The sequence below is a fragment of the Streptomyces sp. NPDC059456 genome, from assembly GCF_042750055.1.
GTDB lineage: Bacteria > Actinomycetota > Actinomycetes > Streptomycetales > Streptomycetaceae > Streptomyces.
The window spans coordinates 1-12,675 of record NZ_JBHYVA010000191.1; the positions used below are offsets into that span (position 1 = coordinate 1).

Annotated in this window: 12 protein-coding genes and 2 pseudogenes; 7 read left to right on the top strand and 7 right to left on the bottom strand. The window is 73.8% G+C overall.

Annotated features, from left to right (window positions below; all coding sequences use genetic code 11):
* Positions 1 to 535 (top strand): annotated as a pseudogene (locus ACFXA3_RS18570) (hypothetical protein); the annotation flags it as partial.
* A gap of 237 nt (positions 536 to 772) precedes the next feature.
* Positions 773 to 2,212, top strand: a complete 1,440-nt coding sequence (locus ACFXA3_RS18575; RefSeq protein WP_385188004.1) for an alkaline phosphatase PhoX — start codon at positions 773 to 775, stop codon at positions 2,210 to 2,212.
* Positions 2,213 to 2,282: 70 nt separating this feature from the next.
* On the opposite strand, the gene ACFXA3_RS18580 is transcribed toward ACFXA3_RS18575, so the two are convergent.
* From ACFXA3_RS18580 to ACFXA3_RS18595, 4 genes and pseudogenes are all read right to left on the bottom strand, one after another.
* Complete coding sequence (locus ACFXA3_RS18580) at positions 2,283 to 2,468, bottom strand: hypothetical protein (RefSeq protein ID WP_385188006.1); 186 nt, start codon at positions 2,466 to 2,468, stop codon at positions 2,283 to 2,285.
* Positions 2,469 to 2,581: 113 nt separating this feature from the next.
* Positions 2,582 to 3,202, bottom strand: a pseudogene (locus ACFXA3_RS18585) (TerD family protein); the annotation flags it as partial.
* A gap of 17 nt (positions 3,203 to 3,219) precedes the next feature.
* Positions 3,220 to 3,921: an MBL fold metallo-hydrolase gene (locus ACFXA3_RS18590; RefSeq protein ID WP_385188008.1), complete on the bottom strand. Its 702-nt coding sequence runs from the start codon at positions 3,919 to 3,921 to the stop codon at positions 3,220 to 3,222.
* A 109-nt stretch (positions 3,922 to 4,030) separates the two neighbouring features.
* On the bottom strand, positions 4,031 to 5,395 hold the full coding sequence (locus ACFXA3_RS18595) for a dipeptidase (RefSeq protein WP_385188009.1): 1,365 nt from the start codon (positions 5,393 to 5,395) through the stop codon (positions 4,031 to 4,033).
* A 283-nt stretch (positions 5,396 to 5,678) separates the two neighbouring features.
* Here ACFXA3_RS18595 and ACFXA3_RS18600 point away from each other — a divergent pair, with 283 nt between their 5' ends.
* Complete coding sequence (locus ACFXA3_RS18600; protein ID WP_385188023.1) at positions 5,679 to 6,944, top strand: geranylgeranyl reductase family protein; 1,266 nt, start codon at positions 5,679 to 5,681, stop codon at positions 6,942 to 6,944.
* Between the two features lie 92 nt (positions 6,945 to 7,036).
* Here the strand turns inward: ACFXA3_RS18600 and ACFXA3_RS18605 are convergent, their stop codons facing one another.
* Positions 7,037 to 7,495, bottom strand: coding sequence for a nitroreductase/quinone reductase family protein (locus tag ACFXA3_RS18605; RefSeq protein ID WP_385188011.1), 459 nt, complete (start codon positions 7,493 to 7,495; stop codon positions 7,037 to 7,039).
* A 149-nt stretch (positions 7,496 to 7,644) separates the two neighbouring features.
* On the opposite strand from ACFXA3_RS18605, the gene ACFXA3_RS18610 reads away from it, so the two are divergent.
* Positions 7,645 to 8,343 (top strand): TetR/AcrR family transcriptional regulator, encoded by a 699-nt coding sequence (locus tag ACFXA3_RS18610; RefSeq protein ID WP_385188013.1) that lies wholly within the window; start codon positions 7,645 to 7,647, stop codon positions 8,341 to 8,343.
* Positions 8,344 to 8,482: 139 nt separating this feature from the next.
* A complete protein-coding gene (locus tag ACFXA3_RS18615) occupies positions 8,483 to 9,415 on the top strand; it encodes a spherulation-specific family 4 protein (protein WP_385188015.1) in 933 nt (310 codons plus the stop codon).
* 80 nt (positions 9,416 to 9,495) lie between these two features.
* On the opposite strand, the gene ACFXA3_RS18620 is transcribed toward ACFXA3_RS18615, so the two are convergent.
* Entirely contained in the window at positions 9,496 to 9,747 is a 252-nt protein-coding gene (locus ACFXA3_RS18620) for a DUF6332 family protein (RefSeq protein ID WP_385188017.1), read from the bottom strand.
* A 53-nt stretch (positions 9,748 to 9,800) separates the two neighbouring features.
* A complete protein-coding gene (locus tag ACFXA3_RS18625; RefSeq protein WP_385188018.1) occupies positions 9,801 to 10,547 on the bottom strand; it encodes a maleylpyruvate isomerase family mycothiol-dependent enzyme in 747 nt (248 codons plus the stop codon).
* A gap of 36 nt (positions 10,548 to 10,583) precedes the next feature.
* On the opposite strand from ACFXA3_RS18625, the gene ACFXA3_RS18630 reads away from it, so the two are divergent.
* Both ACFXA3_RS18630 and ACFXA3_RS18635 read left to right on the top strand, forming a co-directional pair.
* Positions 10,584 to 11,267, top strand: a complete 684-nt coding sequence (locus ACFXA3_RS18630; RefSeq protein WP_385188020.1) for an alpha-ketoglutarate-dependent dioxygenase AlkB family protein — start codon at positions 10,584 to 10,586, stop codon at positions 11,265 to 11,267.
* Positions 11,268 to 11,310: 43 nt separating this feature from the next.
* Entirely contained in the window at positions 11,311 to 12,621 is a 1,311-nt protein-coding gene (locus tag ACFXA3_RS18635) for an ROK family protein (RefSeq protein WP_385188022.1), read from the top strand.
* Positions 12,622 to 12,675: the final 54 nt, after the last annotated feature.

The following is a 12,675-nucleotide window of genomic DNA, read 5'->3' on the forward strand; positions in this document are numbered from 1 at the left end:
GCTCGACGCCGTCTCCGGCGACCCCGAGGGCGCGGCCCAGGCCGAGATCGAGCAGTGGCTCGCGGGCCGCGAACTGCCCGTCGCGGTCGCCGAACTGCTGTCCGCCGCCCGGGGCGGCGACGAGGGCGGCCCGTTGCGCCGGCTGCGCTGCCAGCAGGCCCTCGCGCCGGCCGGCCCGGAAGCCGAGCCGGCGGTCCGGGCGGTACTGGACGACCCGGAGCTCGGCGGGCTCGCCCGGGTGTGGCTCGCCGAGCGCGGGGTGGCCGACGTACCGGCGCCGGACGGGTCCATGGTGTTCTGGCTGACCGTCGACACGATCGCGGCGCAACTCGCCGCGGACGGGGAGACGGAGGAACTGCCGCTGCTGATGCAGTCGCTGACCGCGCACCACGCGGGGTTCTTCGACCAGGTCTGGCGGGTGGAGCACCCGGCGACGGCGTCCGTGCTGGAGGCGATGGGCCGGATGCACCCGGACAGGAAGGCGGCCAAGGAGGCCCGCAAGGCCGCCTTCAAGGCGCGTTCGCGACCGTCCTGACGCGAGGGCCCACGGGCGCCGGTGGGCCGGCGGGGAACGGCGGGGCGAGTGATGGGGAACGTGGCGGGGAGCGGCGTTCGGAACCCGCCGTTCCTCAGCCGGAGTTGGCCATTGCGGCCACGGGCAAGGGGCCGGCCTCCCGTCCCGGGTAGTTCAGCCGCCGTTCACGTGCGGGCGGGAGCGTGTGCGCCGACGACCGCACGACAGGCGCACCACCTCCCCACCCCTGGAGACCCGATGCCGCTCAGCCGTAGAGACTTCACCGCCCGCACCGTCATCGCCGGCGCGGGAGTGGCGCTCACCGGGACGGTCGGCGCCCTCGCCACCGCCCCGGGAGCGCTGGCGGCCGACGACAGCGCCCTGCGCGACGAGCACGGCCGGCCCTGCGAGCCCGGATACGGACCTCTCCTCCCGGACCCGGCCGGACTGCTCGCCCTCCCCGCCGGGTTCAGCTACCGCGTGATCACCCACAGCGGTGTCACCCGTCTCGACTCCGGCGAGTCCACCCCGTCCAACCACGACGGCACGGCCGCCTTCGAGGGCCACCGCGGGGTCACCCTCCTCGTCAACAACCACGAGCTCAAGGGCAAGCGGGCCGACTGGACCCACCCTGTTCCGCTCACCGAGGGCCTCGTCTACGACCCGGCCGCGGCCGGCGGCTGCACGGTCGTCGAGGTCCGCCGCGGCGGCGAGGTCGCCGAATGGGTGGGCATCGCCGGTACGTCGACCAACTGCGCGGGCGGCGCCACCCCCTGGGACACCTGGCTGACCTGCGAGGAGACCGAGGACCTGTCCGGCAAGAACGGGATGACCAAGGACCACGGGTACGTGTTCGAGGTCGACCCGCACGACCGGCGCGCCAACCGCGAGCCGAAGCCGGTCAAGGCCTTCGGCCGCTACGCCCACGAGGCGGTCGTCATCGACCCGCGCCAGGGCCACGCCTACCTGACCGAGGACGCCTCCGGCCCCAACGGGCTGCTCTACCGCTGGACCCCGCCGAGCGGCTTCCGCCACGGGCGCGGCAAGCTCCGTACCCTCGCGGACGACGCGGGCGTGCTGGCCGCCGCCAAGTGCTTCGACAGCGCGGGCCGGTTCGTGGACGACCTCTCGCGCGCGACGAAGACCGGCACGGTCTACGGCGTCGACTGGGTGAGCGTGCCGGACCGCGACGCGCGGACGGTGTCGGTGCGCAAGCAGTTCGCGGACGGTGCGGTGACCCGCGCCCGCAAGCTGGAGGGCATGTGGTGGGCCGACGGCGGCACGTACTTCGTCTCGTCGTACGCACGTGAGGAGAGCCCCGGCACGGCCCACGACGGCCAGGTGTGGTTCTACGACCCGAAGCGGCGCACGATCCGGCTGACGGTCGTGCTCGGGGTCAACGCCGACCCGGCGAAGGACGGCTCCTTCGACGGCCCCGACAACATCACCGTCTCCCCGTACGGCGGCCTGGTCATCGCCGAGGACGGCAGCGGTCTGCAGCACCTGTTCGGTGCCACCGAGTCCGGGCGTACGTACCCGCTGGCGCGCAACGAGCTGAACCTGGGGACGGCGCAGGAGCCGGAGTACTCGGAGTTCACGGGGGTGTGCTTCTCCCCGGACGGACGCACCCTGTACGCCAACATCCAGGAGCCCGGCATCATGCTGGCCATCACCGGACCGTGGCGGCGCGCACACTGACGCCCGAAGGCGAGGCCGGCCGGCGTTGACCGGCGGCCGGCAACGCGATCGACGGCTGCGCCGCCGCCCGTTACGGGGCGGCGGCGACCTCGGCGATCTCGGCGCGACTGGCGGCGGCCCATTCCTCCAGGAGGAACTCATACGCCTCGGAGGGCCACTCGTCGTCCACCCGGGTCTCGACGAGGTGCCGGATCGCCTCGTTCGCCTCTGCGGCGGACGGGCGGGCGGGACCCACGGGCCGGAGTGTGCTGTACATGCTTCCAAGGCTACGGGCGGGCACTGACAGTCACCTCCGGATTAAGGGTGGAATCCATCACCTCGGTCCGGCGGGGCACCGGTCACGGTGGCTCCATGTGCCCGCCCACCTGCTCAGAGTGTCTGGGAGCCGGGCTTGACCATCCCGCGCACTGTGCGGGACTTCACAAACTCCCCGATGGCCGTCATCTCCCATTCGCCCGAGAACTGGCGAATCAGCTTGGCCATCATGACCCCGGTCTGGGGTTCGGCGCCGGTCAGGTCGAAGCGCACCAGCTCCTCCCCGCTCGCCGCGTCGATCAGGCGGCAGTAGGCCTTGGCCACCTCGGTGAACTTCTGGCCGGAGAACGAGTTCACCGTGAAGAGCAGACCGGTGGCTTCGGCGGGCAGCCGGCCGAGGTCCACGACGATCACCTCGTCGTCCCCGGCGCCCTCGCCGGTGAGGTTGTCGCCCGAGTGCTTGATGGCGCCGCCCAGGATGGACAGCTTGCCGAAGTAGCAGCTGTCGATGTGGTTGCGGTCCGGCCCGTACGCGATCACGGACGCGTCGAGGTCGATGTCCCGGCCGTGGAACGCCGGCTCCCAGCCCAGGCCCATCTTCACCTGCGAGAGCAGGGGGCTGCCGTTCTTGACGAGGGACACCGTCTGGTTCTTCTGGAGGCTGACCCGGCCCTTGTCGAGGTTGATCTTCCCGCTGCCGGCGGCCGCCGCCGGGGCCGCGACGGGCGGGGCGGGCCCCCCCCCGGCCGTGGTTACGGGAGGGACGGCTCGGACGCCGCGGCCGCGAGGAGCGTGGCCGCCGTGTCCTGCGTCAGGGGGTCGCCGTGGCCGAAGCAGGCCACCGACGGGGCCAGTTCCGCCAGGCGCCGGAACGAGGCCCGGGCCTGCGCCCCGTCCACGTTGAACACGCCGAGCATCACCCGGCCCACCCCCGCGATGCAGTCACCGGTGAACAGCACGCCGTGGCGCGGCAGGTGGATGCCGATGCTGCCCGCCGTGTGGCCCGGGGCGTGGACCACCACCGCCCCGTCGCCGAACGGCAGCACCTCACCGTCCTCGACCTCGAGGTCGACCCGGGTCGGCGGCGCGGGAGGCACCGTCAGGCCGTGCTCGTACAGCGGGAGTTCCCAGTCGAGCAGGACCGGCTCCGGGACGGGGAGCTCGCCCCGGACCACCGGGGCGTCCAGCCGGTGCGCCACCACCTGTGCACCCCACCGGCCGGCGAGTTCGTCCGCCGCGCCGACGTGATCGCGGTGGCAGTGGGTCAACACGATCCGCTCCAGCCGCCGCGGGTCCAGCCCGAGGGAGCGGACCGCCTCCTCGACCGGCGCCGCCGACCCGGCATGACCGGCGTCGATCAGGGTCAGGGCCTCCCCGTCCTGCCACAGGTAGGCCTGGCCGATCGGGAAGCGGAGCATGTGGAGCCGCTGGGGGAGCACTTCGACGAGATCCATGCCCCGAACGTACGTCCGCCGACTCCGCTCCTGGCCCGGCTTTCACCGGGAGCGGAGTTCGCCCGTAGCGCAGGCCGCAGGCGCGGGCCGGGAGCGCAGGGCGGGCAGGTCAGCCGCGCTTGGACTCCGCGTAGTTGACGAGGAAGAGGGCCTCCGCGACCGACAGGCGCTCCAGCTCCTCCGGGGACACGCTCTCGTTCACCGCGTGGATCTGCGCCTCCGGCTCGCTCAGCCCGATCAGCAGCATCTCCGCCTCCGGGTACAGCGAAGTCAGCGTGTTGCACAGCGGAATCGATCCGCCCATGCCGCTGACCTGCATCTCCTGGCCGGGGTACGCCACCTGCATGGCCGCCGCCATCGACGCGTAGGCCGGGCTGCTCGTGTCCGCCTGGAACGGCTGGCCCTGGCCCACGACCTCCAGTTCGAGGTGCGCCCGCCACGGGGTGTGCGCCACCAGGTGCGCTTCCAGCAGCTTGATCGCCTCGGCCGTGTCCACGCCCGGCGGCACGCGCAGGCTGATCAGCGCGCCGGCGCTCGCGTGCACCGAGGGGGTGGCGCCGACCACCGGCGGGCAGTCGATGCCGAGCACCGTGACGGCCGGGCGGGCCCACAGCCGGTCCGCGATCGTGCCCTCGCCGATCAGCTCGACGCCGTCCAGCACCTTCGCGTCGGCACGGAAGTCCGCCTCCGGGTACTGCAGGCCCTCCCAGACGGCGTCCGAGGCCAGACCGTCCACCGTGGTCGAACCGTCGGCCGAGCGCAGCGAGTCCAGCAGCCGGATCAGCGCGGCGAGCGCGTCGGGGGCGACCCCGCCGAACATGCCGGAGTGCAGGTTGCCGCCGAGGGTGTCGATCTTCACCTTGATCAGGGTCATGCCACGCAGGGTCGCCGTCACCGTCGGCAGGCCCAGCCGGAAGTTCCCCGCGTCACCGATGACGATGGTGTCGGCGGTCAGCAGCTCCGGGTGCGCCTCGGCGTACTGCTGGAGGCCGCCCGTGCCCTGCTCCTCCGAGCCCTCCACGATCACCTTCACGCTCACCGGCACACCGCCGTTGGCCTTCAGGGCGCGCAGCGCCAGCAGGTGCATGATGAACCCGCCCTTGCAGTCCGCGGCGCCGCGCCCGTACCAGCGGCCGTCGCGCTCGGTCAGCTCGAAGGCCGGCGAGATCCAGGCGGCGTCGTCCAGCGGCGGCTGCACGTCGTAGTGCGCGTACAGCAGGACGGTCGGCGCACCCTCGGGACCGGGCAGGAAGCCGTACACCGACTGGGTGCCGTCGGGGGTGTCGAGCAGGGACACGTCCCGGAAGCCCTCGGCGCGCAGCGCGTCGGCGACCCAGTTGGCTGCGCCCTCGCTCTCGCTCTTCGGGAACTGCGCCCAGTCCGCCACCGACTGGAAGGCCACCAGCTCGCCCAGCTCCTGCTTGGCGCGGGGCATCAGCGAGGCGACGGTCTCGGCGATCGGATTCTGGGACATGGGCACGCTCCTTTTGGGTGCGACGTTGTGAAGACGTACGCCGCCCGCATCCACGTGGTGGGCGTATGCCGGGTACGGCGAAAGACAGACCCGATCCTCGCACAGCAGGATGGGCGGACTCGCGCCGTAGGATTTCCCTGCATCGGAGCAACCGCATGATCAGGAGCAGCAGCACATCGTGAGCAGCGACGACAGCACCGTCGGGGGACCCGACTCAGCAGCAGGGCAGGGCGCTCGGAAGGCAGGGGACGGTATGGCCGCAGGCGCCGGGGGAACCGGCGAGGTGTGGGACGTGGTCGTGGTCGGAGCCGGACCGGCCGGTTCCTCGGCCGCGTTCGCGGCGGCCACGGCGGGGCGGCGCGTACTGCTGCTGGAGAAGGCCCGGCTGCCCCGGTACAAGACCTGCGGTGGCGGGATCATCGGCCCTTCGCGCGACGCCCTCCCGCCCGGGTTCGTCCTCCCGCTCAAGGACCGCATCCACGCGGTCACCTTCTCGCTGAACGGGAAGCTGACCCGGACCCGCCGTTCGCGGCAGATGCTGTTCGGTCTCATCAACCGGCCGGAGTTCGACGCCGGGCTGGTCGCCGAGGCCGAGAAGGCCGGGGCCACCGTCCGTACGGGTACCGCCGTCGCGCGGGTCGAGCAGCACGGGGCGGCGGTGCCGGACCGGCGCACCGTCGCCGTGGTCCTCGCCGACGGGGAGACCGTCCTGGCCCGCGCGGTGGTCGGCGCGGACGGCAGCGCGAGCCGGATCGGTGCGCACGTCGGGGTCGAGATGGACCAGGTGGACCTCGGTCTGGAGGCGGAGATCCCGGTCCCGGAAACGGTCGCCGAGGACTGGAAGGGGCGGGTGCTCCTCGACTGGGGCCCGCTGCCCGGCAGTTACGGCTGGGTCTTCCCCAAGGGCGACACCCTCACCGTCGGGGTCATCTCGGCGAAGGGCGACGGCGCCGCGACCAAGCAGTACCTGGAGGACTTCATCGCCCGCCTCGGACTCGCCGGCTTCGAACCGTCGGTCTCCTCCGGGCACCTGACCCGCTGCCGCACGCCCGATTCGCCGCTGTCCCGCGGCCGGGTCCTGGTCGCGGGCGACGCCGCCGGACTGCTGGAGCCGTGGACCCGGGAGGGCATCTCCTTCGCGCTGCGCTCGGGGCGGCTGGCCGGCGAGTGGGCCGTGAAGATCTCCGAGGCGCAGGACGCGGTGGACGCGCGCCGCCAGGCCCTCAACTACGCGTTCGCGATCAAGGCCGGGCTGGGCGTGGAGATGAGCGTCGGCAAGCGGATGCTGACCGCGTTCGAGGCCAAGCCGGGGCTGCTGCACGCGGTGATGACCGGATTCCGCCCGGCCTGGCTGGCCTTCGCACGCATCACCCGGGGTGCGACGACGCTCCCCGACCTGGTGCGGACGTACCCGCTGGCGCGCAAGGCGCTGCACATCCTCGACGGCAGGGCGGCCCGGAACCGGACCCGGCAGCCGGAGCAGGGCCAGGGACAGGGACAGGGCCGGGCGCAGGGACAGAGCCGGGAACAGGAGCCGGAGCAGGCCTGAAGGGTCCGGCTCGGTCGGGTCTGGCCCGGTCGGGTCGGTCGGGTCGGGTCGGGCCCGGCCTGGGCCCCGGGCCCGGGCCGGCCGGGGCGCCCTCAGCGGGCGACCGTGATGCGGAAGACCGGGTGGTCCGCGGCGGCGGCCCGGAGCTCCGCGTCGGAGGACTGTGCCGTGATGCCCTGGAAGAACCGGTTGACCTCCCAGCCCCACTTCTCCAGGTAGGCGCGCAGCACGGCGGCCTTCTCCACCGGGTCGGTGAGCTCGGTGACCGAGAAGGTGCGCACCTTGCGGCCGACGCGCAGCTCGCCGCCGCCCGCCACCCGCATGTTGCGGACCCACTGGGAGTGGCCGCGCGCCGACACCAGGTACTGCTCGCCCTCGTACGTGTGCGGGTTGACCGGGATCCGCTGCATCCGGCCCGAGGTGCGGCCGCGCACCGACAGCTCGGCCGTGCCGGCCAGGCTGATGCCGAAACGGGCGAGCTTTCCGAAGAGGGAGTTGAAGCGGGTCTCGAGCCGGCCGGCCTGGACGTAGTACGGGTTGGACGCGCTCATGACGGCCTCCGGGAGGGCTTGGGAGAGCGGTGCTCTCGCTTGAGAACAGTGTGCACGGATCGCTGCACCAAAGCAAGAGCACCGCTCTCGCAATGGAGCGGCGATCCCGTTTTTGGGCACCGCTCTGGATTCGTGACACACTGCTACCCATGAGTACCGTGCGCGGGGCCCGGGAGCGGGCCCGTATCGAGGTCACCGCCGCCATCAAGGACGAGGCGCGCCGCATGCTCGCCGCCGAGGGCGCCGCCAAGCTCTCGCTGCGCGCCGTCGCCCGCGAGCTGGGCATGGTCTCCTCCGCCCTCTACCGCTACTTCCCCAGCCGCGACGACCTCCTGACCGCCCTGATCGTCGACGCCTACGACAGCGTCGGCGCCGCCGCCGAACGGGCCGATGCCGACGCCCTCGCCGCCGGCGCCGCGCCCCGCGCACGCTGGACCGCCGTCTGCGAAGCCGTCCGCGCCTGGGCCCTGGAGCACCCGCACGAGTACTCCCTCATCTACGGCTCCCCGGTCCCCGGCTACAGCGCGCCCATGGACACCGTCGGCCCCGCCTCCCGCGTCGCCAACGTCCTGATCGGCATCCTCCGCGCCGCGCACGCCGGCCGTGGTCTCGCCCTGCCCCCGCTGCCCGCCGCCCTGCGCCCCGAAGCCGTCCGGATGACCGAGGACTTCGCCGTGGGGCTGCCCCCCGAGGTCACCGCCGCCCTGGTCGCGGCCTGGGCGCACCTGGTCGGCCTCATCTCCTTCGAGCTGTTCGGGCAGTTCAACCGGGTCGTCGAGGACCGGGACGCCTTCTTCGCGCACGCCGCCGGTCAACTGGCCCACACGGTCGGGCTGTCCGTCGCGTGACGGTGGTTCACATGATGAGGTGACGGGTCGCTCGTCTGTTCCTCGTACGAATGCGAGTGGTTCGGCTTTCACCGAACGGGCTCCCGTCTAGTGTTCGTCGGGTTGCGCCCCGCCCCCGCCCCTCGTCGGAGGAACAGTCATGGCCCGCGCCGTGAAGGCCCTGTACGCCGTCCTGGTCACGTCCTTGCTGGCCGCCCCGGCCCCCGCCGTGACCGCCTCGGCCGGCACTGCGGCCGAGGGGGCCGCCCCGGCCCCCAGACCCCGGATATCCGGGGTGCGGGGCCTGGAGATCGGTGTTCCCGCCTACGCCCGGGCCGGCGACCCCATGCTCGGCGACCTCGCCGCCGCCACACCCGCCGCCTCCGTGGTCGTCCTCAACCCCGGCAACGGCGACGCCCCCTTCGACGCCCGCTGGCAGGCCCGCGCCGACGCGCTGCGCGCCGCAACCACCGCCACCGGCGAGAAGACCAAGGTCCTCGGCTACGTCCACACCGACCACGGCAGCCGCGACATCGCCGCCGTGAAGGACTCCGTAGACAACTACCTCAGGACCCGCGACGGCCGGCTGCACGTGGACGGCATCTTCTTCGACGTCGTCAGCCGTGACTGCGGCCCCGCCGACACCACCCGCGACCACTACGCACAACTGCGCGCGTACGTGCAGGACGCCGTGCACGACACCGACCCCACCGCCCCCGCCCTCGTGGTCGACAACCCCGGCACCGCCATCGCCGACTGCTACCTGGAGCCCGGCCACCGCACCGCGGACGTCTTCGTCACCTACGAGGACACGTACGCCGCGTACACCGGAGGCGGCTGGCTCGGCGGGAACGTCTTCGGCGCCTCGGGCGGCTACCGCACCGGTACGGAACTGGACCCGGCCGGCACCGCGTTCTGGCACCTCGTCCACGCGGTCCCGGACGCGTCCGCCATGCGCGCCACGCTCCGCACGGCCTTCGACCGCGGCGCGGGCTACGCCTACGCGACGGGCACGCTCATGCCCAACCCGTGGGACGCGTCACCGAGCTGGAAGTACCGCAGCCAGACCGAGTACGCCGCCACCCTCGGCTGAACCACCCGGCAGGCCGATCGGTCCACCGCCCGCCGGGGTGGACCGCGGCCGCGCGCGGCACGGCGCGAACGGGGCGGCGGTCAGCGGTCGTCGTTCTCCGGACGGCGGGCGAAGCGCCACAGCACGTGGGTGATCCGGAACAGGAACACCACCCCGGCCGACACCCCGCCCGCCACGGTCAGGACGGCGTCGACGGCGGGGGAGACCTCGAAGACCAGGGCGGGCCCGTACACGGCGCCGAACACGAGCGCGGCGGCGAAGCACCCGGTGACGAACGCGAAGCCGATCTCCGTCGTGATCGCGTCACGGTCCGCCTGCGTACGTCTCCCCATGCGCGCAGTGTCACAGCCCGTACCGCACGGTCACAAGACCGCCTCGGACCCGGTCAGCCGATTCCGGCCGTCTCCACCCACCGCCGTGCCAGCGACTCGTCGCCGGTCACCCCGGGGCCCATCAGCGGGAGCCGGTTCCACAGCGCCGCGTACAGCCACGACGCCTCGCCCACCACCTCGCAGTCCGCCGGCTCGCCCGTGTCTCCCGCCACCGTCCGGGGCGGCTCCGCAGACAGGTGGACCGTCCACACCGCGCCCGTGTCGGCGGAGCGGACCCGCAGCACCCGCGGCTCCTCGGTCCGCATCCGGCTGCGCGGCCGCGCGTGGAAGCCGGTCAGCAGCTCGTCCACCCCGTCCTCGGCGAACTCCGGTGCCACGTGCGCGTAGGGCCCGCCGAGCGCCGACTCCGCGTCCATCCGGTGCACGGCCGTCTCGTGCGCCTGCCGGCGCGCCCAGAACGCCAGCGGCGACGGCGCGGCCGTCGGCAGGAAGGTCCAGCACTGCACGTCGGCCGGAGCCTCGGCCAGCGTGCGGACCAGGGCCTCGTGACCCTCCCGGTACCAGGCCAGCAGCTCGGCGCCGGACAGCTCCGGGGCCTGCGGGAACGGGCCCGGCTCCACGGCCGCGTCCCGGACGTACCCGGCGGCCCACCGGTGCACCGCGCCCGTGTGCCGCACCAGATCGGCGACGCGCCAGCCCGGACAGGTGGGCACGGGGACGTCGGTACCCGCCCGTTCGGCCGTCCCGGCGAGCAGCTCGCCTTCCCGCGCGAGGGTCTCCACATACTCGGTGATCTTCATGCGGGCAGTGTCGCACCGGCCGGAGACAATGGGGTGATGGACGGGGAACTCTTCCCGCGCGAGCGGACCGGGATCGCCCCCGGCGCCGTGCACGTGCCCGACTGGCTCGGGCCCGGGCTCCAGCGGGAGCTGCTGGACGCCTGCCGCGCCTGGGCGCGCCCGCCCGCGGGCCTGCGCACCGTGCGGACACCCGGCGGCGGCACGATGACCGCCCGCCAGGTGTGCCTGGGCCTGCACTGGTATCCGTACGGGTACGCCCGCACCGCCGTGGACGGCGACGGGGCACCGGTCAAGCCGATGCCCGCGCGGCTCGCGGAGCTCGGGCGCGAGGCGGTGACCGCCGCGTACGGACGGCCCGCACCGGAACCCGGACCGGACCCGGACGGGTACGCGTACGACATCGCGCTGATCAACTTCTACGACGGTGACGCCCGCATGGGCATGCACCGGGACGCCGAGGAGAAGTCCGCGGCACCGGTCGTCTCCCTCAGCCTCGGCGATACGTGCGTTTTCCGCTTCGGGAACACCGCCTCGCGCGGGCGCCCGTACCGGGACGTCCTGCTGCGCAGCGGGGACCTGTTCGTCTTCGGCGGCCCCGCCCGGCTGGCCTATCACGGGGTGCCGAAGGTCCTTCCCGGCACCGCCCCGCCGTGGCTCGGGCTGACCGGGCGGCTGAACATCACCCTCCGGGTCGGCGGCCCGCTGGCCGGCCCCGGCTGACCGGGTCGCCGGACGGACCGCCGATCATGCGAGGATCGCTGTCATGAACGGCAACGGGGCCCCGGAGAGGGTGGGGGAGGCGGCGTCCGCAGCGGCGTCGGCGTCCGCGGCGGTGTCGGCGTCGGTGTCGGTGTCGGCGTCCGCGGCGGCGAGGACCAAGCTGGAGCGGGGCCGCGGCGCCCTCGGCCCGGCGCTGGAGCTCGTCCACACGGGCCGGGCCCCGACCCGGGCTGTCCTGACGGCCGAGCTCGGCGTCACCCGCGCCACCGCCGGAGCCGTCGCCGCCGAGCTGGAGGCGCTCGGCCTGATCCGCGTCGACTCCCGCCCGGGCGGCGCGGGCGGCACCCAGGGCCGCCCCTCGCACCGGCTGTCCATCGACGAGAACGGCCCCGTGGCGCTGGCCGCGCAGGTGCACTCCGACGGGTTCCGCGCCGCGCTGGTCGGCCTCGGGGGCCGGATCGTGGCCACCGCCCCCGGCAAGGTCACCGTGTCCGCGGATCCGGCGCAGGTGCTCGGCGCGGTCGTCGCGGCGGGGGCGGAGCTGCTGGCCGACACGGGCCGGCGCTGCATCGGCGCCGGCCTCGCGGTGCCCTCGGCGGTCGCGGAGCCGGACGGCACGGCGCTCAACCCGCTGCACCTGGCCTGGCCGGCCGGTGCACCCGTACGGGACATCTTCACCCAGTGCGTGAAGGCGGCCGGGATCGACGGCCCCGCCCTGACCGGGAACGACGTCAACCTCGCAGCGCTCGCCGAGCACCGGCACGGCGCGGGCCGCAGCGCCCAGCACCTGCTGTGCGTGGCCACCGGGCACCGCGGGGTGGGCGGCGCGCTCGTCCTGGACGGCCGGTTGCACAGCGGCAGTTCGGGCCTCGCCCTGGAGGTCGGCCACCTCACCGTCAACCCGGAGGGGCGGGCCTGCCACTGCGGCAGCCGCGGCTGCCTGGACGTGGAGGCCGACCCGCTGGCCTTCCTGACCGCGGCGGGCCGCACCCCGGGGCCGGAGGTGTCGCTGCTCCAGCAGGCCCGAGACCTGCTGCGCGAGGAGTACGCGGAGCCGGCGGTGCGCGCGGCCACCGAAGAGCTCATCGACCGCCTGGGACTGGGCCTCGCGGGGCTGGTGAACATCCTGAACCCGGACCGGATCATCCTCGGCGGACTGCACCGGGAGCTGCTGCACGCGGACCCGGAGCGACTGCGCGCGGTGGTCGCGGACCGCAGCCTGTGGGGGCGCAGCGGAGGAGTGCCGATCCTGCCGTGCACCCTGGACCACAACAGCCTGGTCGGCGCGGCGGAACTGGCCTGGCAGCCCGTCCTGGACGATCCGCTGGGCGCCCTGGGGGCGGCCGCGGTCTGAGCCCTGCGTGTGCCCTGAGCCCTGCGCGTGCCCTGAGCCCTGCGCGTGCCCGGC